At 40.7% G+C, this 26,542-nt stretch carries 21 protein-coding genes; 10 read left to right on the top strand and 11 right to left on the bottom strand.

Going from position 1 to position 26,542, the window contains the following annotated elements:
• The first annotated feature begins 20 nt into the window (after nucleotides 1-20).
• The 7 genes from OCK74_RS15870 to OCK74_RS15840 all read left to right on the top strand — a co-directional run bounded on the left by OCK74_RS15870 (nucleotide 21) and on the right by OCK74_RS15840 (nucleotide 7,553).
• Nucleotides 21-989, top strand: coding sequence for a transketolase family protein (locus OCK74_RS15870; protein ID WP_279298040.1), 969 nt, complete (start codon nucleotides 21-23; stop codon nucleotides 987-989).
• An 83-nt stretch (nucleotides 990-1,072) separates the two neighbouring features.
• Nucleotides 1,073-2,038 (top strand): D-ribose ABC transporter substrate-binding protein, encoded by a 966-nt coding sequence (locus OCK74_RS15865; RefSeq protein WP_279298039.1) that lies wholly within the window; start codon nucleotides 1,073-1,075, stop codon nucleotides 2,036-2,038.
• Nucleotides 2,039-2,085: 47 nt separating this feature from the next.
• Nucleotides 2,086-2,724 carry a DUF2291 domain-containing protein gene (locus OCK74_RS15860; protein ID WP_279298038.1) on the top strand — a complete coding sequence of 213 codons (639 nt, stop codon included), beginning with the start codon at nucleotides 2,086-2,088 and terminating at the stop codon, nucleotides 2,722-2,724.
• A gap of 34 nt (nucleotides 2,725-2,758) precedes the next feature.
• Nucleotides 2,759-4,264: a sugar ABC transporter ATP-binding protein gene (locus OCK74_RS15855; RefSeq protein WP_279298037.1), complete on the top strand. Its 1,506-nt coding sequence runs from the start codon at nucleotides 2,759-2,761 to the stop codon at nucleotides 4,262-4,264.
• 3 nt (nucleotides 4,265-4,267) lie between these two features.
• Nucleotides 4,268-5,272, top strand: a complete 1,005-nt coding sequence (locus tag OCK74_RS15850; protein ID WP_279298036.1) for an ABC transporter permease — start codon at nucleotides 4,268-4,270, stop codon at nucleotides 5,270-5,272.
• Between the two features lie 33 nt (nucleotides 5,273-5,305).
• Nucleotides 5,306-6,823: an FGGY family carbohydrate kinase gene (locus OCK74_RS15845; protein WP_279298035.1), complete on the top strand. Its 1,518-nt coding sequence runs from the start codon at nucleotides 5,306-5,308 to the stop codon at nucleotides 6,821-6,823.
• A gap of 76 nt (nucleotides 6,824-6,899) precedes the next feature.
• On the top strand, nucleotides 6,900-7,553 hold the full coding sequence (locus OCK74_RS15840; RefSeq protein WP_279298034.1) for a Crp/Fnr family transcriptional regulator: 654 nt from the start codon (nucleotides 6,900-6,902) through the stop codon (nucleotides 7,551-7,553).
• On the opposite strand, the gene OCK74_RS15835 is transcribed toward OCK74_RS15840, so the two are convergent.
• The 4 genes from OCK74_RS15835 to thrA form a co-directional block, all read right to left on the bottom strand.
• Nucleotides 7,554-9,239, bottom strand: coding sequence for an FAD-dependent oxidoreductase (locus tag OCK74_RS15835; RefSeq protein WP_279298033.1), 1,686 nt, complete (start codon nucleotides 9,237-9,239; stop codon nucleotides 7,554-7,556).
• Nucleotides 9,240-9,617: 378 nt separating this feature from the next.
• Complete coding sequence (gene thrC / locus OCK74_RS15830; RefSeq protein WP_279298032.1) at nucleotides 9,618-10,919, bottom strand: threonine synthase; 1,302 nt, start codon at nucleotides 10,917-10,919, stop codon at nucleotides 9,618-9,620.
• A gap of 112 nt (nucleotides 10,920-11,031) precedes the next feature.
• Nucleotides 11,032-11,976: a homoserine kinase gene (locus OCK74_RS15825; protein WP_279298031.1), complete on the bottom strand. Its 945-nt coding sequence runs from the start codon at nucleotides 11,974-11,976 to the stop codon at nucleotides 11,032-11,034.
• 77 nt (nucleotides 11,977-12,053) lie between these two features.
• Nucleotides 12,054-14,498: a bifunctional aspartate kinase/homoserine dehydrogenase I gene (gene thrA, locus OCK74_RS15820; protein ID WP_279298030.1), complete on the bottom strand. Its 2,445-nt coding sequence runs from the start codon at nucleotides 14,496-14,498 to the stop codon at nucleotides 12,054-12,056.
• 359 nt (nucleotides 14,499-14,857) lie between these two features.
• On the opposite strand from thrA, the gene OCK74_RS15815 reads away from it, so the two are divergent.
• Nucleotides 14,858-17,443, top strand: coding sequence for a phosphoenolpyruvate carboxylase (locus OCK74_RS15815; protein ID WP_279298029.1), 2,586 nt, complete (start codon nucleotides 14,858-14,860; stop codon nucleotides 17,441-17,443).
• 96 nt (nucleotides 17,444-17,539) lie between these two features.
• Here the strand turns inward: OCK74_RS15815 and OCK74_RS15810 are convergent, their stop codons facing one another.
• Together OCK74_RS15810 and ribD are read right to left on the bottom strand one after the other, a co-directional pair.
• Entirely contained in the window at nucleotides 17,540-18,139 is a 600-nt protein-coding gene (locus tag OCK74_RS15810) for an IMPACT family protein (RefSeq protein WP_279298028.1), read from the bottom strand.
• A 15-nt stretch (nucleotides 18,140-18,154) separates the two neighbouring features.
• Nucleotides 18,155-19,267, bottom strand: a complete 1,113-nt coding sequence (gene ribD / locus OCK74_RS15805) for a bifunctional diaminohydroxyphosphoribosylaminopyrimidine deaminase/5-amino-6-(5-phosphoribosylamino)uracil reductase RibD (RefSeq protein WP_279298027.1) — start codon at nucleotides 19,265-19,267, stop codon at nucleotides 18,155-18,157.
• Nucleotides 19,268-19,327: 60 nt separating this feature from the next.
• On the opposite strand from ribD, the gene prmC reads away from it, so the two are divergent.
• Nucleotides 19,328-20,281 (top strand): peptide chain release factor N(5)-glutamine methyltransferase, encoded by a 954-nt coding sequence (gene prmC, locus OCK74_RS15800; RefSeq protein WP_279298026.1) that lies wholly within the window; start codon nucleotides 19,328-19,330, stop codon nucleotides 20,279-20,281.
• A 329-nt stretch (nucleotides 20,282-20,610) separates the two neighbouring features.
• Here prmC and OCK74_RS15795 read toward each other — a convergent pair whose 3' ends face one another.
• The 5 genes from OCK74_RS15795 to OCK74_RS15775 form a co-directional block, all read right to left on the bottom strand.
• Nucleotides 20,611-21,018, bottom strand: coding sequence for an ExbD/TolR family protein (locus tag OCK74_RS15795; protein WP_279298025.1), 408 nt, complete (start codon nucleotides 21,016-21,018; stop codon nucleotides 20,611-20,613).
• Nucleotides 21,019-21,053: 35 nt separating this feature from the next.
• A complete protein-coding gene (locus OCK74_RS15790; protein WP_279298024.1) occupies nucleotides 21,054-21,752 on the bottom strand; it encodes a MotA/TolQ/ExbB proton channel family protein in 699 nt (232 codons plus the stop codon).
• A gap of 193 nt (nucleotides 21,753-21,945) precedes the next feature.
• A complete protein-coding gene (locus tag OCK74_RS15785; protein WP_279298023.1) occupies nucleotides 21,946-22,908 on the bottom strand; it encodes an SPFH domain-containing protein in 963 nt (320 codons plus the stop codon).
• Between the two features lie 87 nt (nucleotides 22,909-22,995).
• Nucleotides 22,996-24,267, bottom strand: coding sequence for a peptidase T (pepT, locus tag OCK74_RS15780; RefSeq protein ID WP_279298022.1), 1,272 nt, complete (start codon nucleotides 24,265-24,267; stop codon nucleotides 22,996-22,998).
• 133 nt (nucleotides 24,268-24,400) lie between these two features.
• Nucleotides 24,401-24,853 carry an FKBP-type peptidyl-prolyl cis-trans isomerase gene (locus OCK74_RS15775; protein WP_279298021.1) on the bottom strand — a complete coding sequence of 151 codons (453 nt, stop codon included), beginning with the start codon at nucleotides 24,851-24,853 and terminating at the stop codon, nucleotides 24,401-24,403.
• A gap of 343 nt (nucleotides 24,854-25,196) precedes the next feature.
• Between OCK74_RS15775 and OCK74_RS15770 the strand changes: the two genes are divergently transcribed.
• Entirely contained in the window at nucleotides 25,197-26,540 is a 1,344-nt protein-coding gene (locus OCK74_RS15770; RefSeq protein ID WP_279298020.1) for an exo-beta-N-acetylmuramidase NamZ family protein, read from the top strand.
• Nucleotides 26,541-26,542 lie beyond the last annotated feature (2 nt).

Here is a 26,542-nt window from a genome sequence, read left to right as displayed (position 1 = left end):
AACAACTAATTTGTATTATCGTGGGATTAATCATTGAAGCTATAGGAACAGATAAAGCAAACCTGGAAGTATTTGCTGGTACGTTGCAAGAGCTGGCCCTGAATGATAGGGATATCATCGCAGTCACCAGCGATTCAAGAGGCTCGGGTAAACTGGCTCCTTATGGACAGCAATTTCCGCAACAGATCGTTGAGGTGGGGATTGCAGAACAAAACCTGGTTGGAGTTGCCGCAGGATTGGCTTCTGCAGGCAAAAAGGTTTTCGCTGTCTCACCAGCTTGTTTTCTGACAGCCAGGGCCTTAGAGCAAATTAAAAATGATGTTGCTTATTCAGATAATCCGGTAAAGCTGATTGGCATCAGTGCAGGTGTTAGCTATGGTGCTTTGGGTTCTACCCACCATAGCCTGCATGATTTTGCTGCTCTGAGGGCCATTAATAATATAATCATTGTAGCCCCGGCCGATAATTTCGAAACAGAACAGGCCATCAGGCTGGCTGCAGAAATACATCACCCGGTTTACCTGCGTTTTGGTAAAAAACCAATGCCCTTGTTAAAGCCAGCAGAAGATGGTGATTTTCAATTTGGTAAAGGCAGGATCATCAAAAATGGAGATGCCTTAACGATCATTGCTACAGGCGAAACTGTTTATCCATCTCTGCAGGCTGCAATCATGCTGGAGAAGGAACACAATCTCAGCACTACTGTTGTGAGCATGCACACCATAAAGCCTCTTGATTATGAGCTGTTGTCTGCAGTGGCTTCTACAGGCGCCCCTGTGATTACAGTAGAAGAACATAGCGTTTACGGTGGCTTAGGTGAGGCTTGTGCTTCTTTTTTGATGCAGAATGGCTATTCTAACCCCTTTAAAATAATGGGTATTCCTGACGAATATACAATTACAGGTTCCCAGGCAGAAATATTCAATCATTATGGTATTTCAAAAACAGGCATTGTTGCCACAGCTTTAAAACTGTTAAAAAGACAATAAACAGGAGTCAATTCCATGGTTTTTATGGATGATTTACTAATTTAACTAACGGTTGCTTACCTGATCTCTAACGATAATTGACCATGATAAAACATTTCCCTCAACCTTTTTTACTGCTGTTACTATCTCTGTTAATTGTAACCAGTAGCTGCAAAAACAAAGCAGCATCAGACCAACCCAGAAAGATCGCAGTTGTTGTATCAACTTTGAACAATCCTTGGTTTGTTTTCTTGGCACAAAAAGCTTCTGCCAAGGCAAAAGAGCTAGGATATGAAGCAAAGATTTTCGATTCTCAAAATAATACGGCTTTGGAAACCGAACATTTTGAAAATGCAATTGCTTCCGGCTATAGTGCTATTCTCTTTAATCCCACAGATGCTGAAGGCTCGGTGGCTAATGTGATGAGGGCTAAGGCTGCAAAAGTGCCTGTATTTTGCATGGACCGCGAAGTAAATACTACTGATGGTGCCACCTCCCAGATCCTTTCTGATAGCTATTCTGGCTGTGTCGCCATAGGTAGGTATTTTGTCGAAAAGCTGAATAAGCAAGGTAAGTATGTTGAGTTACTGGGATTAGTTAGTGACAACAATACTTGGAACCGCTCCAAAGGATTTCACAGCCTGGTTGATAATTACCCCGGATTGAAGATGGTTGCACAGCAAAGTGCTGACTTTGACCGCAACAAAGCCATGGAAGTATTGGAGTCTATACTCCAGGCAAACCCCGATATCGATGCTGTTTTTTGTGGCAATGATGCTATGGCCATGGGTGCTTACCAGGCTCTGGTGGCGGCAGGTAAAGCGGGTCATGTAAAAGTGTTTGGATTTGATGGAGCAGAGGATGCCGTCGACGCTATTAAAAACGGTAAAGTAGAAGCTACAGCCATGCAGTTTCCACAAGTGATGGCAGAAACTGCAGCTCAATATGCCGATGAATATTTTAAAGGTAAACGTGAGTTTCCAAAGAAGATGCCTGTCGCAGTAGAATTAGTTACGCAGAATAATGTCGGCGATTACATTGCCTACGGTAAGAAGGATGAAGGAAAATAACAGAAATCAGTCTTTCCATTCACCATTCACCATTTCAACCAGATTGCATGCAAAAGAAAGTTATCAAATATGCGCTCTCAATTGTGGCTTTGATAGTAGTAGCTTACAATTCTATTTATTTCAAAAGCCTTGATGAAGTAAAGGCCGCATCTGCGGTCAAGCAATTTGACGCTGCCTCCTATGCGCATCATTTCTTTAATAAGAAATTAATGCCCGGCATTGATAAAGCAGTTGAAATAGATGCGCTTTTAAAACTGGTTCAATCAGACCCGTCAAAGGCTTTTCTGTCTTACTCACATGCTCTTGGCATTGGTAATATCCGTTACTTCTTGGTAAAAGGAGAAGGAACCATCAAAGCTATCGGTGAGAATACAACCACTATTTCTTATATCAGTGATACCACCCAGAAGCAACTGGAAATTGCCACTGAATTTGTTTATGGAAATGCTATAAGAGATGCTTCCGGTCTAATCAATATCAATGAGTTCAACAGCACTATGGACTTTAATAATGTGTCTGCTGAGATCAATAAGATCGTTAGAAGTGAAGTTTTGCCTTCTTTCAAAGCCAATGGGAAAGTCGGTGATAGAATAAAATTCTCAGGTGCTATCGAATTGAATCAGGCGCATTTGAATCTGGATCATATTGAAGTTGTCCCTATCACTTTAAAGCTGGAAAGTAAATAAGTTACTCATCACTCTTTAATCATAAACACCCAACGTGCTTGCAGTCGAAAACATAACAAAGAGGTTTCCAGGAGTTATCGCGTTGAATAACGTGAGTATGGAACTATATCCAGGAAAGGTGAATGCCATTTTGGGAGAAAATGGAGCAGGGAAGTCAACGCTCATGAAGATACTTTCCGGGGTTTATCCTGATTACGAAGGGCGCATCCTTTATAAGGACGAACCTGTTTATTTTACTTCAGTACGTGAAGCCCAGGCTTGTGGTATCGCCATCATACATCAGGAATTAAATCTGATTCCATATTTAAATATCAGGGAGAATATCTTCTTAGGGCGCGAAATCCTAAATAAGTGGGGGCTGTTAGATAAAGAAGCCATGCGCAACAGAACAAAGGCTTTGCTGAAAAGGTTAAAATTAGATTTGGACCCAGATACTCCTGTTTCCCAGTTGAAGATAGGTCAGCAACAGGTAGTAGAAATTGCAAAGGCCTTACTGATTGATGCAGATGTGATCATAATGGATGAACCTACATCAGCAATTAGCGATCATGAGGTTGATGTGCTATTTGGCATTATTGAAAATCTCAGGAAGGAAAATAAGATCATTGTTTACATTTCTCATAAACTGGATGAATTGTTCAGGATTGCCGATCGGTTTGTTGTATTAAGAGATGGATGTTCTATTGAAAGCGGTGATATGAAAGGAATGGATCAGGATTCCCTGATTCAGAAAATGGTTGGCCGGCACATTAGTATCATTCGCAAGCAAAAGGAAGATCAATCTGTAAAGGATGAATTACTCCGCATCGAAAACTTAAGCTTGCGTCATTCAGATAAAGCTGAAAATGTTCTGAAGGATATATCTTTTTCATTAGGCAGAGGTGAAATATTGGGACTGTTCGGGTTGATGGGGGCTGGGCGTACAGAATTGATGGAAGCCCTTTTTGGGTTGCATCCAAAGCGTACAGTCGGCAGTATTTATGTCGATGGAAAACACATGCATTTCTCTTCGCCAGCTGATGCTATAAAGGCAGGTTTAGCTCTGGTACCGGAAGACAGGAAAAAGGATGGCTTGGTATTGGGAATGGATGTGCGGACAAATATTTGTCTGACTACGCTAGATGATCTTGAAACCGGAGGTTTGTTGAACCATGATAAAGAGTGTGATCTGGCAGAAAAATACATCGGAGAACTGAGAATAAAAACGCCATCAGACAAGCAGGCTGTCAATAATCTGAGTGGTGGTAATCAGCAGAAAATAGTATTGGCAAAATGGTTGGCTAAGAAACCCAAGGTTTTGATGCTGGATGAGCCCACTCGTGGTATTGACATCAATGCTAAGAATGAGATATACAATATCATATTACAACTGGCAGATGCAGGTATTGGGATCATTGTTGTTTCTTCCGAACTACCTGAAATACTGGCTATATCCGACAGGATACTGGTATTATCAGAGGGTCGGTTGACCGCTGAAATACCAGTAAGCAGCGCATCCGAAAATGTTATTTTAAAAGCAGCCATACCTAAAACTATATAATCAATGGAAGCCATAATCAAATTGAACAGCCAAAACAGTATAAAGAAGTACACCCGTTCTTTAGCGAGGTTCCAATCATTGATTGCCCTGTTTATTCTGTGTTTTGTATTAAGCATCCTGTCTGATAAATTCCTGACGATAGATAATGCATGGAATGTGATGAGGCAGATATCTGTTAATATATGTATCGCAACCGGAATGACCCTCGTGGTACTCACTGCAGGTATTGATCTGTCTGTAGGTTCAGTATTGGCATTATCTGGAGCGATTACAGCAGGCTTGCTAAGAAATGGTCTTGAATTTCCTTCAGCCAATCTATATGTTGGCTTCACGATTCTTGGAGCTGTACTTGCTGGTTTGCTAATAGGTGCACTTTTAGGTGTTTTTAATGGCTGGACCATCACCAGATTTAAAGTGCCTCCTTTTGTGGCCACACTAGCTGTGCTCACTATTGCAAGAGGACTCACAATGCTGTGGACAAAGGGCTTTCCAATTAGTGGTTTAGGTGAAAGTTTTTCCTTTATTGGGACTGGTTGGTTTTTAGGTATTCCTGTCCCGGTATGGATCTCAGGTATCATCGTTTTAATGGCTGTACTCCTTACCAGGAAAACCAGGTTTGGACGGTATATTTATGCAATTGGTGGCAATGAAAATGCATCAAGACTTTCAGGGATTAATATTGATAAAATTAAGATCGCTGTTTATACCATAGCTGGCGGACTGGCTGCTATTGGTGGTATCATTGTTACATCGAGACTTGATTCAGCTCAACCCAATGCAGGAATCACATACGAGCTGGATGCTATTGCTGCAGTGGTGATAGGTGGTACTTCGCTTTCCGGTGGTAAAGGCAGTATCATGGGGACAGTGTTAGGTGCCATCATCATTGGAGTACTCAATAATGGTCTTGTACTATTAAACGTTTCTCCTTTCTGGCAACAAGTTGTCAAAGGTTTTGTGATCTTACTTGCTGTAATCATTGATAAAGCCAATTCTAAAAATCAATAAGCTTCTTTTCATTAAATATTTCATACGACTTTTATGAACTCCGCATACATTCTGGCAATTGACCAGGGCACCAGCAGTACTAAGACTATTATATTTGATGAAAAGGGCAAACCTGTTGCTAGAGGAACAGAGCCATTAAAAACTCACTACACTGATAATGGTTTTGTAGAGCAGGATCCCGAAGATATTTATCAGAATGTGTTAACCTCTGTTAGAAAGTGCTTAGAAGATTTTAAAGCCAGTGGAGGAGATCTGGCACATATCAAAGCTTGCGGCATTTCTAATCAAAGAGAAACTTTCGTGCTATGGGATGATGAAGGCCGTCCTTTATATAATGCACTCGTATGGCAATGTAAGCGCTCGATTGATATCTGTAAACGTTGGAAAGAAGAGGGCCTTGAAGAAATGATCAACTCAAATACTGGCCTGGTGATCGATCCTTATTTTTCAGGAAGTAAACTGGTATGGTTGCATGAAAATGAACCCAAAATTCATGCAGCTATTGAAAGTGGTAAGGCTTTCTTTGGTACAGTAGATACATGGCTGTTGTATCGATTGACAGGAGGAAAAAGCTATAGTACCGATTATACCAATGCATCCCGCACCTTATTCTTCAACCTGCACGATCTTACTTGGGATAAGGAACTCCTTAGCACATTCGGACTTTCCCGTTTAAATCTCCCCGAAGCAAAAGCATCCTCTGCTTTGTTCGGACAAACAAGTTTTGAAGACCTGTTACCTTCTCCTATAGATATTACAGGCATGATTGGTGATTCTCATGCCGCTGCATTTGGGGAAGGCTGTTTCATGCCTGGTACGGCAAAAGCTACTTTAGGTACTGGCTGTTCCATCCTGATGAATATTGGAGAGCTGCCAAAGGAATCAAAGAATGGAATGGTGACTACCATTTGCTGGAGTACGGAAGATAAAGTGAATTATGCCTTGGAGGGCGTGATTGTTACCTGCGGTGCTACTGTAGAATGGTTAAAAAATGAATTAGGATTGTTCATTGATAGCAGGCAGACCGAGCCCATGGCTACTTCTGTTGACGATAATGGAGGTGTTTACCTTGTGCCCGCTTTTAGTGGCTTGGGTGCACCACATTGGGATATGAATCGAAAAGCATCTATTTCAGGCCTTACATTCGGGTCAAATAAAAACCATATTGTGAGGGCAGCTCTTGAATCCATCCCTTACCAGATCAAAGATGTCATAACCGCTATGGAACTGGATACTAATTTGGATTTGCAACAATTAATGGTGGATGGGGGCATCACATCCAATAAGTTTGTTCTACAATTTTTAGCAGACCTCCTAGAAAAGCCAGTAGTCAATATCGGACAGGCGGATGTATCTGCTTTAGGTGCTGCTTTCATGGCTGGATTAAAAGCAGGCGTGTATAAAGATCTGGACCATTTGGTCTCTATGAATAAAGGCGAGTTAATGATTCTACCCGCTCCAAATTCCAGTAAGATAAAAAAATCTTATGCAGGATGGTTGGCTGCAGTTGAAAACGTTGCAAAGGATAAGGTGCTGCAAGCAACCTCATAATGAATGATATAGTTCGGAAATCAATTTCTGGCATTATCCAAAAGTTAGGATCAGGCTTATTTCCTAATTTTATGGAATGAACCTCACTGAACAATATATCACACAAAAATTTCCTTTTTTTGAGAAAGACCTGGTTGCTGCAATCGTTAAGGTTGGAGAAGTCAAAACATTTAAAGAGGGAACAGTAATGATGCGCACGGGTCAATACATTCGGTCCACTATGATCATCGTGGATGGTCTTGTCAAGATTTACCGGGAGGATGATGAGGGAAACGAATTTTTCATGTATTACCTTGATGCGGGGAAAGCTTGTGCATTGTCAATGGTATGTGCGTCAAAACAGGAGACCAGTGAGTTAATGGCCAAAGCTGTAGCAGATACTACTTTATTAAGTATTCCACTACCTTATATGGACCAATGGATGGTTCAGTATAAAAGCTGGTACCAATTTGTTTTAGGTTCTTATCGTGAACGCTTTGAAGAATTGTTGCAAACCATCGACCATATTGCTTTCCAGAATATGGATGAACGTCTTGTCTTTTACCTGAAAAGACACCAGGATATGCAGAAAAGTAATATTATTTCCATTCCTTTTACAGAAATAGCACAAGAGCTGAACTCGTCAAGGGAAGTAATTTCCAGACTAATGAAAAAACTTGCTGATAAAGGCATTGTTAAGCTTCATCGTTCTTATGTTGAGATCATTAGCCTGGATAAAGTACTGGTGTAATTATACGAATGCTTTAATTTTTGGAGCGTTTATTTGGTGCTCGGCCGCACAGGCATTCCATAACTTATAACCACCTGAAAGATTGTAAATATCTACAAACCCTTTTTGCTTTAATATCCTATAAGCGAGATAGCCTCTAAGTCCTACCTGGCAATAAATATAAATGGCTTTGCCTTTTGGTAGTTCTTCCAATCTGCTGCGTAATTCATCTAATGGAATATTGGTTGCTCCTTCAATACTTCCTGCTTCGAATTCCTTATGAGTGCGAACATCCAGGATAAAAGCATCAGTGGCTTTTTCTTTGAATTCATCCCAATAAACAACATTCATCTGTTCTTGCAGTATATTCTCTGCTACGAATCCTGCTATGTTCACCGGATCTTTGGCTGAAGAGAATGGTGGTGCATATGCATGTTCCAGTTCTGTCAATTCATAGATGGAGCCCCCCCTTTGTATTACAGACGCTAGTATGTCCATGCGTTTATCAACTCCATTGTACCCTGCAACTTGGGCGCTTAATAATCTGCCGCTCTTTGGCGCGAAAGCTAATTGAATGCTCATCTGGGTAGCGCCAGGGAAATAGCCTGCATGAGATCCGCTGTGTGTAGTGGAAGCTATATACTCGATATTATTGTTCTTTAATTGTTTAACAGGCACTCCGGCTGTTGCCACTGTCATATCAAACACTTTCACAATGGCAGTATTGATAGATCCATTATATTGCTGCACATTTCCCATAACAAGGTTATTGGCACAAATACGACCTTGCTTATTGGCGGGACCTGCCAGGTAAGTATTAGACGATAATCCGGTAATAGGATTTAAAAATTCAATGGCATCTCCTACAGCGTATATATCAGGATCAGATGTTTGCAGGTATTCATTTACCAATATACCTTTCGCAGGGCCCAGTTTCAGTCCCGCATTTGCAGCCAGTTTTGTATCAGGCTTGACGCCAATAGAGAGAATAACAATGTTTGTGTAGAGCTCTTCTCCATTGCTCAAAAGAACTTTGATACCGCTATCTTCTTTTTTGAAGCCATTTACTGAGGTGTTCAAACGAAGATCGACACCTTTGGAGCGAATGTGTTGTTGTACAAGTGCCGCCAGAGGAAAATCAATTGGTGCAAGCACCTGCTTACCCATTTCTATGATACTTACATTGAGTCCTGAGTGTTGCAGGTTTTCTGCCATTTCCAGACCAATGAATCCGGCACCTATGACCACTGCTTTACCTGAAGCATATTTTTGCACATAACTCTTGATGAAGTCGGTATCAGTGACATTGCGCAATGTGAAGATTCCCTCCAACCCAATTCCTGGTAATGGGGGCCGCACTGGTTCAGCACCAGGCGCGAGTACAAGCTTGTCATAGCCTTCGTCGAATATTTCACCTGTTTGCTGGTTACGGGCAGTAATTGTTTTTTTAGAGGGGTTAATATTAATGACTTCTGTCATTATCCGAACATCAACATTAAACCGCTTATTGAAATTGGCCGCGGTTTGTACAAAAAGTTTGTTCCGATCCTGTATAATATCTCCTATATAATATGGCAATCCGCAATTGGCATAGGAGATGTATGCTCCCTTCTCAAAAATGACAATTTCTGCGTTCTCATCCAATCTTCTCAATCTTGCAGCTGTACTGGCACCTCCGGCAACCGCACCGACAATGATATATTTCATGTTTGATGATATACTTTTCAACAAAGTAAGTATAGAAAAATCCGGCCTGCTGTGACTAAAGTCACAAGAAAATGACCGTTCTACAGGTACAAATGTGCGATTGTTGTTGTATAAGTGAGCAGAGTGCTATTTATTGTGAAAGTTATGTATCAAACACTAACTAACATTACTATTGAAATGGGACGATAAGTAGGGTAGGAATGCCTTCCGTATTAAAAATAAATACTTGTAAGTAGTTGAATATAAGTTAGATATGGAAATTGAAGCAAGGACGAGCAAATGTTTAAAAAAAACACACAGCGAAATATTACATAAAGCGATAAAGAAGATTTCGCTATTTCGAAGTTTACTTTTTCGCTGTGTGCAAAGTTGGTATGATCAACGGGTTGATAATAAATAGGCTTTCAGCTGATCAAAATCAGGTTCCATGGAGATGCTGATTTTTTGTTTCGAGAGCAAACCCTGAACTGATTGGGGCACTTCTATTTTATGCCCGGATATGCGTTCTACTGCATCTGGAAATTTAACCGGGTGGGCAGTTTCCAGGAAATAACCTTTTTGTGCCGGATGCTCATTTAAATATCTCTCTAAAGAGAGGTAGCCAACAGCACCATGTGGATCTAGTAAGTAGTTGAATTCCTTGTAAACCTCGCTTATGGTTTGTTCGGTTTCTTCGTCCGTTACACTATAGCTGCTTAATTTTTCTTTCAATGTATGAAACTCATTATTGAAGATTTGCAGTATACGAACAAAGTTGCTTGGATTACCCACGTCCATTGCATTCGATAAGGTTGCTACTGCTTCTTTTGGATGATAGTTGCCTGTTTGCAGGTAACTAGGAACAATGTCGTTAGCGTTACATGCAGCTACAAAATGTTTTACTGGTAATCCTGATGCATAAGCCATCAGGCCTGCGCAGATATTCCCGAAATTGCCACTAGGAACACAGATGACTGGCGGGTTGCCTTTATCTTGCCACTGCTGGTAAGCAAAAAAGTAATAGAATTGTTGCGGAAGCCAGCGGGCGACATTAATAGAGTTAGCCGAGGTTAAAAATAATTGACTTGTTAATTCCTGGTCTGCGAAGGCCTGTTTCACCATTCTCTGGCAATCATCAAATCGGCCATTGATCTCAAGGGCTGTCACGTTTTTACCTAAAGTGGTCAACTGTAATTCCTGTATGTTGCTCACTTTTCCGGATGGGTAAAGGATGACTACATCCACGCCATCCACGCCATAAAAACCATTGGCAACAGCACCGCCCGTATCTCCTGAGGTAGCTACAAGTACCGTAACCTTTTTATTTTGTCCTTGTACGAAATAACCCAGGCAACGGCTCATAAATCTGGCTCCTACGTCTTTGAATGCAAGGGTAGGACCATGAAATAATTCCAGTGCATCTATTTTGTCGTTGATTTTTACCAGTGGAAATTCAAAGTCTATGGTTTCTTCTACAATGCGTTTTAATACAGCTTCCGGAATGGTGTCTCCTACATAAGGCTGAATTACTTTTAATGCAATTTCCGCTTTAGAGTAGCTGTTGATATTTTGAATTACATCTTGGGAAATTGAAGGAATGACTTCTGGAAAATACAATCCTTTGTCTGGCGCCTGACCAGCAATGGTCGCTTCTCTGAAGGAAACCTTTGGAGACTGGTTGTTGAGACTATAATAAAGCATTTAAGTTTTTACAATTTAAAATGAATAGAAAACTGATATACGGAAACCTTTTTGCGATCACATGCTTGGATGCCTCGTCGCGATCCGGCCCTGTGCGTTGACACTCTCCGCCTTAGGCGGACTTGGGAGTAAGCGTAGGGGCGAGGCTAACACCCTGATGATTGATCTTGGTCACATAGGTATGACGATCCAACCCAATGCGATCATATATTTCATTCATCAGTTGTGCTACCGCCTGCGCAGTTGATTTTTCTTTACTGAGCATAAATATGGAAGGGCCAGATCCGGAGATACCACCTCCCAATGCACCTGCTTCCTTAGATTTTCTTTTCACTTCATCAAAGCCTGGAATTAAAATACTGCGAACAGGCTCAATAATTACATCTTCCAGGGAGCGACCTATCAGATCTAAATCATTCTTCATAAAACCAGCCACCAGGCCTGCGATATTACCCCATTGCTTGATGGCATCTTTGAGTAATACTTCTTTGCGTAAGATCTGGCGGGCATCTGCAGTTTTTACTTCAATCTGTGGATGTACAACAGTTACATATAAGTCAGGAGCAGGAATGGTTACAATGTCCAGGGGGAAAATCGAGCGGATAAGTGTAATGCCTCCGTAGATACAAGGTGCAATATTGTCGGCATGTTTCACACCAGAAGCCACTTTTTCGCCAAACATGGCAAAGCGTACCAAGTCTTCCTTTGAAAATTTATTTTCCAGGAGCATATTGGCTGCAACTACGGCCCCGGCTGCACTGGCCGCACTGGAACCAATGCCACTGCCTGGTTTAATATGTTTGTGGATGATAACCTCGAAGCCTACAGAGTTGTCCAGTTCTTTTACCATTTCCACTAGTGGTGCACCAGCGGTATTACGTTGTGGATCGGTTGGCAGGGGATAGCCATCAGCACTTTGAATTTTAATGACAGGTTCGTCAAGCAATTGTACTTCCATAATATCGTAAGGTTCATGCAGGCATAAACCCAATACATCAAAGCCACATACAAGATTGGCTACAGTACCCGGAGCCTGGACTTTTATTGAATTGACCACTATATGAATAAATTAAAGAGTGATAAATAATGAAAAATGAGTAATGAGTGAGCTAACTCATCACTCATTACTTATAATTAAATTCTTGCAGCCCTGATAATGTCTGCAAAGACGCCGGAAGCGGTTACTTCTGCGCCAGCGCCAGCTCCTTTTACAACCATTGGTTGTTCAGGATAGCGATTGGTGTAAAACAGCACGATATTGTCTTTACCATACAAATGGTAGAAGTCGTGCTGTGGATCAATATGTTGCAAGCCCACCGATGCCTTGCCATTTTCATACTGAGCCACAAACTTTAGTTTCTTACCTTCTTTTTCTGCTGCTTTGTATAAGGCTTGGAAATGAGCTTCCTGTTTTTCCATTTCTTTATAGAAGTCTTCCACACTTCCCTGCATGCATGATTCAGGCATGAAAGGCGTGTTGGAAATATCTTCCATTTCAATTTCTTCTCCTGCTTCACGGGCCAGAATCATGATCTTGCGCATTACATCCTTACCGCTTAAATCAAGTCTTGGGTCAGGTTCAGTATATCCTTCTTTCTGCGCCTGCCTCACGACTTCAGCAAAGCTGCGGGTAGCATTGTAATTATTAAATACAAAATTGAGCGTACCACTTAAAACAGCCTGGATTCTTTTTACTTCATCACCGCTGCGCAGCAGGTCATTAAGGGTCCCTATTATGGGAAGACTGGCGCCCACATTTGTTTCAAAATGGAACGCTGCATTATGCTCACGTGCCAGATCCTTTAATTTTTTATAGTATACATAAGGAGCGGAGCAGGCAATTTTATTGCAGGCTACCACAGAAATGCTTTTGTCAAACAGCTGGTCGTAAACTTTTGCTACAGCTTCATTTGCTGTTACATCTACAAATACAGAGTTACGAAGGTTCCTGTTTTGAGCTTCATGTATAAATCCACTGAGGGTCATCGGAGCTCCAGCAGCTAACTCTTCTGCCCAACTGGTCAGGTCAATGCCTTCTTCATCGAAGATCATTTTTCTACTGTTCGCTAATCCCACCACTCTTATTTGTACGCGAAGGTTCTCTTGTAAATATTGTACCTGCTGGGCAATTTGTGACAATAGTTTGCTGCCAACATTGCCTGTACCAACAACAAAGAGATTCACCTGTTTATAAGTGGTTTCGAAAAATTCTTCATGTAAAACGTTGATAGCCTTCTTTACATCTGCAGTGGCTACGACTGCCGAGATATTCCGTTCAGATGATCCCTGGGCAATGGCACGAACATTTACCCCATTGCGGCCAACGGCACCAAACATCTTGCCACTGGTTCCGGGGTGACTTCTCATATTATCACCAACAAGAGCTACAATTGAAAGATTTTTTTCTACACTTAATGGGTTTACCTTCCCAGTCTCTATTTCATAGCTAAAAGCTTGATTCACTGCTTTTTCTGCCAGGTCTGCGTCACTTTCATTGATCCCCACACATATGGAATGCTCGGAAGATGCCTGGGTAATCAGGATTACGTTTATTGAATGATTGCCCAATGCTTCAAACAGGCGTTTGGAAATACCTGGTATTCCCACCATGCTGCTACCTTCCAGGCTAATGAGCGCTATGTTATTGATACTTGAAATGCCTCGAATGATATTGCCATTACGTTGCGCATCAGCCCGGATAACGGTGCCTGGATCCTCTGCTTTAAAGGTATTTTTAACCCAAACAGGAATGTTTTTCAGCAAAAGAGGGTGTATCGTAGGCGGATAAATGACCTTGGCACCTAAGTGTGACAATTCCATTGCTTCATGATAAGATATCTCTGTAATAGCTTTTGCATTACTCACCAGTCGTGGGTCGGCGGTCATCATACCAGAGACATCAGTCCATATTTCTACTTCTTTCGCATTGACTGCAGCTCCGATAATGGCTGCTGTATAATCAGAACCTCCTCTGCCTAAAGTAGTAGTGTTTTTATGGGAGTCAGAGGCAATAAAGCCTGGAACAATAAAAAGTTGAGCGTTTTCGCTGGAAAAATATTGCTGAATGATGCTATCAGTCTGAGCAAAGTCCACTGTAGCTTTTGTAAAGTTGGAATCGGTAATGATCAATTCCCTGGCATCTTTCCAATTATTCTCGATACTCAAGGCCGACCAGTAGGCCGAAATGATCTGTGATGAAATCAATTCACCAAAGCTTACAATTTTATCCTTAGTGCGGGGTGATAGTTCACCTAAAAGGAAAACGCCATTGCAAATGTCTTCAATCTGGTTGCACTGTTGCATTACCTTACTTAGAATGCTGCTTTGGTGCGTGATGGGTAGTAGGGCTTTTACTGTTACCAGGTGCCGTTGAATCAGTTCCTGCAATGTTTTCTTGTAATCCGGATCGCCGGAAGCTGCCTGAATGCCGCAGCGGAGAAGCATGTCTGTAACGCCACCCAGAGCTGATACAACCACTACTGTTTTATCTTTAGCAACACTCTGCTTTACTATATCAGTTACAATTTTGATGTTTTCTGCACTGGCAACAGAGGTGCCACCAAATTTAAGTACTTGCATTTATTATGTAGTTTTATTCAGCTTACAGGCTGAATGAGGAAGAAAGAAATGTTTTTTCAGGAATCGAAGCCCTAGGGCCCAAATGACAATATGATTAGTGACAACCCTTGCGGGTTGTGAAAATAGTTGTTGTAGCAGTAAGAATAGCCGGGGAAGCTATCACTAACATAGATTTAATATTTTTAGAATATATTGTCAAGGTCTGTAAAAAGAGCCAGCAAGATAGAGATTATTCAATAATTAAGCAAGAAATATGAAAAACATTTTAAAATAAATGGAGTTTGCTGTACTTTCAACCCCGATTTTGCTAACTGCTTGCTATCTGAACTTTTTTTCTGAATCAAAACTCAAAGCATTTAATGGAGCACCATCTATCACGCGGGCTGCAACAATTTAAAGACAAGGTTGGAATCAAGTTTCAATTGTTCAACAGCTTGTTTACTTCCCTGCCTTTCCACCGTATTGAAAAAACGGGCATCTTACTTTCTTTGCTTTTAAATCATTGCGAAGAAAGTTATAGAAAGAAAAAAAGTCCTGCGCAGGTGATCGAAGACTTTTTCGAACGCTATACCAATCTTCCTAATGAAAGAGAACGTATTGACCTGCTTTTCAGGTTTGTTCAATATGTAGAACGTCAGGTCGTATTATTTGATGCTTTGGAAGATGCTGCTTTTAAAGATGTAAATGATATCAATGGTGCAGGTACCTTAAAACATTTGGAGTCCGAAGTTGTTCAAAGTAATAGCCAGGAAGGATTATCTAAAAAGTTGAATGATTTTGCCGTGCGCTTGGTGTTGACTGCACATCCTACCCAGTTTTATCCAGGGCCGGTTCTTGGAATTATCAATGATCTTTCGCGCGCATTGATAGAAAACAATGCAAGCCAGATCAATCAATACTTACAACAGTTAGGTAAAACTCCTTTCTTTAAAAAGCAAAAGCCCACCCCTTATGATGAGGCTGTTAGCTTAATTTGGTATTTGGAGAATATTTTTTATAATGCTGCGGGCAGGATCATGTCTTTTCTGAAGGACCAGTTCCCCCATGCCATGGAACATAGTAAAAATCCTGTGATTACGATGGGATTTTGGCCTGGTGGAGATAGGGATGGCAATCCAAATGTAACAACAGAGACTACCCTGAAAGTAGCTGAAAACTTAAATTCAACCATTATAAAATGCTATTACCTGGATGTGCGTCGCTTAAAGCGTAGATTAACATTTAAAGGGGTAGACACCATATTAATTGAACTGGAAGAAAGGCTTTATCATAATTTATTCTTCCCGGGTCAGAATTCAGATATTACTAAGGATGAAATACTGCAAAAGCTTTACGCAATTCGTGAAGTATTGATCTATCAGCATAACAGCATGTTCCTTCCGTTGCTGGACAAACTGATCAACAAAGTTCTAGTGTTTGGTATGCATTTCGCTTCACTGGACATCCGTCAGGATAGCTCAGTGCACCACAGTGTGTTGGAAGCAATTGCTGCACAGGAAGACATACTGCCTAAGAATTATAAAGACCTTAGCGCGGAAGAGCGGATTAGTATTCTTACAAGGACAGAGGCAAAGGCCAACCCCGAGTTATATAAGGATCTTCTGATAAAAGATACCCTGCTTTGCATGGCAGCGGTTAAAGACATTCAAAAGAAAAACGGTGAAATTGGTTGTAACCGCTACATCATCAGCCAATGTAATAGTGCATTGAATGTGATGGAGGTATATGGCTTATTTTTACTGAGCGGGTGGAAAAAAAGTGAATTGAGTGTCGATATCGTCCCCTTGTTTGAAACGATTGACGATCTTAGACATGCTCCTTTCATTATGAAAGAGCTTTACGAAAACAAAGATTACCGCAATCATCTGGGTGCCAGGGGCAACCTTCAATCCATAATGCTTGGTTTTTCTGATGGAACTAAAGATGGTGGTTACCTGATGGCTAACTGGAGTATTTACAGGGCTAAAGAAGAACTGACCCGTATCTCGCGTGATTATGGCATTGATATCATATTCTTCGATGGTCGTGGCGGTCCCCCGGCAAGAGGAGGTGGTAAAACGCACAAGTTCTATGCATCAATGGGCCAGAATATCTCTAATAAAGAAATTCAGTTAACGATACAGGGACAGACTGTAAGCTCTAACTTCGGTACCATTGACTCCGCTCAATATAATATTGAGCAGTTGTTACATGCAGGGATTACCAACGATCTATTCCCTCGTAAAGAAAGGAGTTTAGAGGACGAAGATTTAAGAAACCTGATGGATGAACTCTCGGAAGAAGGCTTAAAGGCGTATACTGCATTGAAGCAACATCCGAACTTTTTACCTTATCTATCACATGTAAGTCCTTTGCAGTTTTATGCACAAACCAATATTGGAAGCCGGCCGGCAAAAAGAGGTGGCTCTTCAAAATTGTCATTGAAAGACTTGAGGGCTATTCCTTTTGTAGGTTCCTGGAGTCAGCTTAAGCAAAATGTTCCTGGTTATTACGGCGTGGGTACAGCATTGCAGGCATTGGATAAAAAAGGGAGGTTTGCAGAGTTGAAGAATTTATACAAGTCTTCACTATACTTTAAAACCTTGATCGATAATTGTGAAATGGCGATGAAGAAATGCTTTTTCCCATTAACTGCATATCTCTCCGACCATCCGCAGTATGGTGAGGTGTGGAATATGATTTATGCAGAATATGAATTGACTCAACGGTATATATTCCTTTTATCCGATAAGAATGAATTAATGGCCGATTATCCTGTTGAACAAATGTCTATCCAAATGAGGGAAAGAATCGTATTGCCATTAACAACCATTCAGCAATTTGCTATTGCATGCATCAGGGATATAGATGACGGAAAATTAATGAGTTCTTCAAAAGAAGCATTGGAGCGACTGGTGGTGAGGTGTTCATTTGGAATTATTAATGCTGGTAGGAATTCAGCATAAAATCAATATTATCTTTTAACTAAAAAAGCCACCCGCAGGTGGCTTTTTTAGTTTCTTTTCAACCATACTCCTAATTTACGATTATAGTGAATTGCCTTAAATCTTCCTCACCTCAACCACATGAAAGTCTTTCAGTTTATCCAGGAAAAGTTGTTCTTCTGATTTGGGGATTCCTAATTGCAGGCGACAAAAGAGCTGCATTTCATTTTGCATTACTACACAATGAAAACGTTTGACAACTACCATAACTTCATTCATCATGGTATAGTCAAACTGCAGTTCATAAGTTTCCAATACAGGCTTTTGAACGATTGGCGTAAGCTGAAGGGCCAGGGACGTTGATGTTTTATATGCATTGATCAGTCCTGGCACACCAAGCAGCGTACCTCCAAAGTATCGTACCACAATAACAGCAACATTAGTCAATTGCTTACTATCTATCTGTCCCAGTATCGGTTTACCTGCAGAACCTGATGGCTCGCCATCATCATTGGCGCGGAAGTTATTGTTGTCTGTACCAATTCTATAAGCAAAGCAATGATGTACTGCTTTGGGGTGTTCTTCTTTAAGTGCCTTTAAGTGCTTTTTAAAGTCTTCAACAGTTTGAATAGGGTAAGCGTAAGCAATAAATTTACTACCTCTGTCTTTGAATTCTGCAACTGCTGGTTTTTCTATAGTATGATAATAATGAGACATGTGCAATTAATATGATCAATGAATCAGGGACTGGTTTTGGTTAGTGAAGATGTGAATGGTATCTGTTGCAAAATGTTCCTTTATTTGTAATTGCTGATCCTTCAAAACAGGCGCAGGTAATCCATTGCCTACAAATAATTCTTCGTTTGTAATTATTCTTGCTTCATCCCAGATACCTTCCTCTATAAATGATTGTATCAAAAAGGCGCCACCTTCCACCAGTACACTTTGAATTTTTAATTGGTACAGAGCATTCACAATCTGCTTTACCAGACTAACATCTTCTGTTACCTGGTAATAGAAGAGAAGAGAAGCTGTTTGGTTCTTAAAATCATGAACATTTGTAATGCTGTCTTCTGGAAATACATGTTTTTTAGTATTGAAAATGATGGTAGGATACTTCCCGTTAAATAACTTCAGCGAAGTTGGCAGTCGTAGATTCATATCCACTACCAAACGGATTGGGCTATTACCTGGCCAAAGTCTTGTATTCAATTCAGGATCATCTAATAAGGCGGTATTGGTACCTACAAGAATCGACATTTCTTCACTCCGCCATTTGTGCACGATTCGGTTGGTGTATTCATTGCTAATCAGCAGGCGATCGGAGGGGGAAGAGGCTGTTGCGGCAATTTTCCCATCTCCGGTTTGCGCCCATTTCAAAACAATATAAGGACGGTGTTGTGTATGAAATGTAAAGAATCGCTTGTTCAATTCCTTGCATTGCTTTTCCAGTATGCCAGATTTTACCTCTATACCAGCTGCTTTCAACTTTTCTATGCCTTTACCGGCTACAAGTTCAAATGGGTCGCGACAACCAATAACTACTTTAGGAATTTTATGTCTGATGATAAGATCGGCACAGGGTGGTGTTTTGCCAAAGTGGGCACAAGGTTCCAAAGAAACATATATCGTGGATTTGTCTATAAGATGCCTGTGTTCAGGTTTGACGGAATTGATGCAATTTACTTCTGCATGAGCTTCCCCATATTTCTGATGATAACCTTCGCCAATTATAAGATTTTCATACACCAATACTGAACCTACCATTGGATTGGGCGCTACATTGCCATGGCCCAATTTTGCTAGTTCAATACACCGGTGCATAAATTGTTCATCTGTTGTCAAGTGAATTGTGTTTTAGTAGTTTAACCTGTAAATTAGTTGCTCAAAAATAAAGAAAGGATTATGAAGACAGGAGAGGCCGAACACTGGCTGTGGGAACAGCTTAAAGATATTTATAATGAAAGTGAAGCTGCAAAGATCGCATCTATGATATTAGAGCATATTACTGGCTTGCCGAGGGCGGAAAGGCTGATGAAGAAGGATGAACCCCTTGTGGTCGGTCAATCCCACTTGCTAACTGAATATTATCATCGATTAATCAATCATGAGCCGGTTCAATATGTGCTCAACGAAGCCTGGTTTTATGGATTGAAATTGTTTATGGATAATCATGTATTGATTCCAAGACCGGAAACAGAAGAGTTAGTCGACTGGATTGTAAAAGATGTGCGGAAGGCTGGCAAAGATGTTTTTGAAAGAAGGCCAGCTGAAGCTGATAAAACCTCTTCGCTCAAAATTATAGATGTGGGCACTGGTAGCGGATGCATTGCCTTAGCTTTAAAAAAAGCCATGCCCAAAGCGGAAGTGTGGGGCTGTGATGCGAGCGAGAGCGCTTTAAACGTGGCCCGAAGAAACGGATCTGAATTAAATATTCGTGTTGACTTTACTGGGGTGAACTTTCTGGATGAAGCACAAAGGAGACAATTACCTACCGTAGATATCATCGTAAGCAATCCTCCATATATACCGTTGAAAGATAAGAAGACAATGGATGTCAATGTGGTTGCGCATGAGCCACATTCAGCCTTGTTTGTTCCTGACGATGATCCCCTGATTTTCTACAAAGCATTAGCCGATTTTGGTAAACACCGCCTGCATGCCGGCGGATTTATATATATGGAGATCAATGAAGAATTGGGATTATATACAACCCGGCTTTTTAAGACGGAAGGCTATATCAATGTTGAATTAAAGCAGGATATGCAAGGGAAAGACAGGATGATAAAGGTACAAAAGGCACATTCTCCTCTGCACACTCCTGTATCCAAAGGGATCACATCTGCAAACAAGATTTAATAAAAAAATATAATAGACTCTCTCATCGATAAACGAACAGAGGGAGTGACTTTAATACGACTTAGGCAGGAAGTAGGTATGCCTTTGCTATGGAGTACCTATACTCCAGGGATACTGCGGGAATACTCTAGGTATACTCTAGGTATACTTTAAGTATGCTTAAAGTATACTTAAGCAACGAAAGATGAATGTGGTTCCGGTGGACAAAAGCGGACAAATGCGGTCACTTCCGGTCAAAACGGTCACAAGGGAATTGTATTTAGTAGCCACTATAATGCATCGTGCCCTCTCCTAAAGGAGAGGGCACGATGCAGGGAGGTTTTGCTTTTTTATTGTGATTTCCTGTCAACAGCCAACACTGTTTTAGCTCCCATTTCCCGCGCAAGGCGCATGACGCCGACCACGTATTCCAGGGGGACAGTTTTGTCGGCATTGATGACTATAGTAGGTTCCTGGGTTGTCTCTTTCTGAATCAAGGGCAACAAAGCAGTTTTCATTGCCGAATCACCATCAACACGTGTCGTACCCACATAAAAAATTTTATTCGCATCGATTGAAACCACCACAGTTTGTTTGGCCTTCGTATCGCTTTTCGCTTTAGGCGTAGATAGCTTGATAACATTGGGGTTTGCCAGTGTTGCAGCAATCAGGAAGAATAGTAAAAGGATGAACAAGATATCGTTAAGTGGACCGGTATGAACTTCTGCATGCGACTTTAATTTCCTTCTTATATTCATAAACACGGGTTGCGGGGTTAATCAATAAACAAGAATTATCTTGTAGGTTCCTGTAAAATGTCAATAAATTCGGCGCTGGAAGCTTCCATTTTATTAGCATTTTTATCTACCTGTGCATTTAAGTAGCTATAAGCTATATATGCAAGCAAACCAATGATCAAGCCTACAGCGGAGGTAATCATTTTGGTGTAAATACCATTAGCCATCGATTGAATTGTGAACTCTCCGGTAGATGCTAAGCGGTAAAACAACTGGAACATGCCCACAATAGTACCAAGGAAACCGAACATTGGAGCAATACCTGCAATCAGTGAAAGAATGGACAGGTTTTTTTCCATGTTGTATAATTCTAGTTTGCCAACGTTTTCCATACTTTTCTCAATCGCATCTATTGGCTTACCAATACGTTGGATGCCTTTGTCAATAATACGGGCAACGGGGTTGTTGGTGTTTTTTGCAAAGCTCCTGGCTGCACTTACATTTCCAGTGACAATATGATCGCGGACAATGTTCATAAAATTGGAATCAATTGCCGAGGCTTTGCGGATGGCCAATTGTCTTTCAACGAAAACAAAAATGGTAATCAGAAATAACAATAAAAGCGGTAACATCAGCCAGCCACCCATCATGAGCAATTCCCCTAAGCTTATACTTCCATCTCCATTGGCATCATTTTGAGCAACGGTTTGAACAGCCTTGGCCGCAGTGTCAACAATCTGAAGCAGATTCATCATACGAAATTTGTCATTAAAAATAAGGCAACGGTTAATAACGTTCCCCTTTTATGAATATTGTTTTGCAAATAAGAGGTAAAAAAAGAGCCGCTGTTTAAGCGGCCTTTAACTTTTTAAGTAATTTAACAAGAGTATGGATATTCCTGTTAAACGGTTTACAATTTTTGTTAGTGTGTAAAACCCTGAATATATTTTATTTATTGAGGGTTTTTAGCAGGTTGATCTCTGGATCTGATCCGGCAGGCTTCATCATCATAGCCTGAATCTGCTTCATAGTCTTTTCCATGCCATCTGCGCTGCCATCCAGGAAAATCACATTGCCTCGTCCATATTCGGCAAAGTTCTTAATGGCCTCTGTCCACATACTAAACAAGATAACGTTTGTATCCAGGTTTGCTTGTTTCATTTGTTCTGCCGCCTCTGTCATACCAATGGCTACTTCATGGCGGAAGAGTGCTACACCCTGGCCTCGTAGGCGCGCTGCTTCTCTTTCCGCTTCTGCTGCAATTTTGATGGCATTACCTTCAGCTTCAGCGCTTTTGGTTTTGGTGATCAGTAAAGCCTGGCCCTCATTTTCTGCAGCTGCCTTTAAATTATTGGAAGCTACTACCTTGCTCATAGAGTCAAGAATCACTTTGTCGAAAGTAATGTCTGTAATCTGAAGATCCTGCAGGTGATAGCCCCAGTCTTCCAAACTCTGGTCAACTTCTGTTTTTACATATTCTACGATTTCCCTTCGCAAACCTAAGATCTCGTACTGTTTTTTGGTCGCAACCAGTGAACGGATGTTGCCTTCAATTGTACGTATCAGGGCCTGCATAAAATCCCTGTCGCTAATAAACTTGAAAGCTACATTTTTTATGGTTTCCTCGTTAGAATTTTGTACTGAATACAGCAACATACTTTTGAAATAGACATTCGCCTGGTCCTGTGTTACAGCCTGGAATTCCAATTCCGCTGAGCGATTTTGGATGGAAACTTTTTTATATACCTGCTCCAAAACGGGAACCTTAATGTTTAGCCCGGGGCCAACAGTTCGCTGGTACTTACCGAACATTGTGATGACACCTACGTAGCCTTGGTTGATGGTGAACAAACCGCTAAAAACAATAATTAGGATCAGGATCAGCCACCAATAAGAAATAATAAATTCCATGATTCTTTTTCAGTAAATGTAAGAACCTTATGTTAAGGATGATATGATTTATGTATGAATGGTCTAAACAGAAGTTTTTCTTCATGATCAGATATCTTGCTCCAGAATCAGGCTTGCTTTTTCTTCCCAGATTCCTGCAAGGTGTACAATGGTTTCTACTGCTTTATTCATGTCCTGCACTGAAATGAATTCTTTTTTTGAATGGATAGCCTGCATACCGGTAAACAGGTTCGGGCATGGCAATCCCATGAAGGACAGTCGGCTACCATCAGTGCCGCCACGGATGCTTTCCATTTTTACTGTTAAACCAGAACGCTCAATAGCTTCCTTTGCATTTTGCACTACTTCCGGATACTGATCCAATACTTCTTTCATGTTCCGGTATTGCTCTGTTACAATGAACTCGAAAGAGGATTTTGGATAACTTTTCAAAACCTGCTTTACAAGCTCTTGAAGGAGTAATTCTTTTTCCTGCAGGCCCTCTGTAACAAAATCACGTATGATAAAATCAATGGTGCATTTCTCAGAAAGTCCATCTACTCTGATTGGGTGAATGAATCCTTCTTTTTTTTCTGTAGTTTCTGGGGATAAGCGGTCTTTGGGTAAAAGCGATAATATTTCACCTGCTATTTTTAATGCATTTACCAGTTTGCCTTTAGCATCACCCGGATGTGTGATGACGCCATGAATGATCAATTTAACGGCATCAGCACTGAATGTTTCATCTTCCAGTGAACCTGCTTCTCCGCCGTCTAATGTATAACCAAAGGTCGCACCTAACTTGTCCAGGTTTAGTTTTGCTGTGCCACGGCCTACTTCTTCATCGGGAGTAAATAATATTTTTATAATCCCGTGCTTAATTTCCGGATGTGTTATTAAATAGTGGGCAGCTTCCATGATTTCTGCTACACCTGCTTTGTCATCTGAACCTAATAAAGTGGTACCACTGGCTGTGATAATATCATGGCCGACCAGCTTTTTCAGGTAAGGCAATTCTGTGGATCGTAATACAATACTTTTATCATCAGGTAATACGATATCCTGTCCCTGGTATTGTTGATGAAGTATTGGTTTGACACCCGTGCCGCTCGCATCTGGTGCAGTATCTACATGTGAACAAAAACAAATAACCGGAACATTTTTGTTTGTGTTGGCAGGTATTGTCGCGTATACATAACCGAATTCGTCTACATGGGCATCCTTAATGCCCATTTGCTGTAGTTCTTCAGCCAATATACGTGAAAGATCTTTTTGCTTTTCAGTGGAAGGAATAGATTGTGATTGCGGATCACTTTGCGTATCAACCTGCACATAACGCATGAAGCGTTCTGCGGTTTTAAAAGAATAATTCTGAAACATGCGATAAAGTAAGAAAAAGATTAACGATTTGCAAAGTAAGATTTACGATTTTATTGTGTAGCATGAAAATGTACCGATAAGGGCCACTGAACAATAAAACCGTAAATCGTTGTAAATTGGAAATCGTAATTTCTTACGGCATGATGATCCTGGAAGGAGAGTTAATTTCAACCAGTTCGATATCAAAAATCAGGTCTTGGCCAGCCAGAGGATGGTTGGCATCCAGCACTACTGACTCTTCTTTAACTTCTACGATCACTACAGGAAATGATTGGCCTTGTCCATCGCTCATCGCCAACTGTAAACCAACTTCAGGTTTAATATCAGGAGGGAATTGGCTTTTAGGGAATTCTACAATCCTGTCCTGGTCTTTTTCACCATATGCGTCTGTAACAGGAATCTCTACTGTTTTTTTATCACCTATTTGCATACCCATTACACCATCATCAAAGCCTTTAATTACCTGCCCACTGCCTACTGTAAATTCCAATGGTTCTCTTCCTGCTGATGTGTCAAAAGTTTCGCCGCTCCGTAATTTACCATGATAATGCACCTTTACCTTATCACCGCTCTTTACCTGATTCATAATTGTTGTTTTTGTAATTAATTAAAATGATGAAAAATTTTAAATTGGCAGCAAGTTTTGATGTTTTGAACCTGACCTTCTCTATGCAATTTCAGAACCACACAGTTGAAAACAAGTGGGCAAGTTACGATTTCTGAATTAGATAGGTATGCTGCCTCTCATTGAAAATACAAACTATTCAGTATCATATCTTTTAACTTTATTGATGAGGTAAATATGAGTAAATTCAAACAGCAATCTGCAAATATCCACATGTTATAGCTTTAACAATCATAGCAGCAGTTTCTGCTTTATTTTTAGCCACGGAATATTGCCAATCGATCAAAAGATTAAAATGAAGAACATGATTATTTTATTGAGAACCGTATACCTGGTAATTGCTGTTATTTTAACTGTGGGTTGTACAGCACAAAAAATGGTAAAAACCTCTTCCAACAGCAAACCAAATATCAATTCGAAATCTTCATTGCCCATTACGAATCAAAAATCACAAATACAGCCAGCGGCTTATCGAATCAACCAATACCTTCCGCTCTTAAAGGGAAAAAAGGTTGCGGTTTTCGCTAACCAAACTTCAGTTATTGGAAATACTCACCTTGTAGATACTTTGCGTAAGCTGGGTGTTGATATTAAAGTGATTTTCGGACCGGAACATGGTTTTCGTGGCACTGCAGATGCCGGTGAGAAGGTGGAAAGTGGTGTTGACAGAGCAACAGGTATTCCTGTAATTTCTCTTTATGGGAAAAAGAGAAAACCAACTAAGGAAGATTTGAAAGGAGCGGACTTATTGTTATTTGATATACAAGATGTAGGTGTTCGCTTCTATACATATATTTCATCGCTGCAGGATTACATGGAGGCTGCTATTGAGCATAATCTTCCCCTGGTTGTATTAGATCGTCCTAATCCAAATGGCTTTTATGTTGATGGTCCCGTACTGGAACCTGCATACAAATCCTTCATAGGAATGCAGTCTGTTCCCATTGTATATGGTATGACCATAGGAGAGTATGCAAAGATGATTCTGGAAGAAGGTTGGTTGAGTGAAAAGTCGATGGAAGAATACAACAAAAAAGTACTGGCCGCAATATATCCTCCGGGAGCTGTACATTTTAGCCTGAAGGTAATTCCCTGTGAAAATTACACCCACGAAAGTTTATACGAGTTACCTGTGAAGCCATCTCCAAATCTTCCTGAAATTCAATCGGTTTACTGGTATCCCTCTACTTGTTTTTTCGAGGGTACGGTGCTGAGTGAAGGCCGTGGAACTGATAGGCCTTTCCAGATATTCGGACATCCCTCTTTACCTAAAAACCTGTTTCGTTTTACGCCAACTTCAAGAGAAGGTGCTAAGGAACCCAAACTGAAAGGCGTAGTTTGTTATGGATGGAATTTAAGTGGTACTACAGGGACTGTGTTGCAACAAATTGATCATAAGTTGCAGTTAAAATGGCTGTTGCAGGCATATCAACTCTTTCCTGATAAAGAATCATTTTTTCTGAAAACGAATACGGGTAGTACTAATGATTATTTCTTTAATAAGCTTGCTGGCAATGCAACCCTTATGAAACAGATCAAAGAAGGGGTTTCTGAAAGTGAGATTCGCAAAAGTTGGGAACCCGCACTTTCAAAATTTAAGCAAATCAGAAAGAAATATTTACTGTATCAGGATTTTAATGAAAAATAGCT

It is taken from the genome of Paraflavisolibacter caeni, assembly GCF_025628885.1.
Taxonomy (GTDB): Bacteria; Bacteroidota; Bacteroidia; order Chitinophagales; family Chitinophagaceae; genus Flavisolibacter; species Flavisolibacter caeni.
This window is presented reverse-complemented; position numbering and strand designations above follow the sequence as displayed.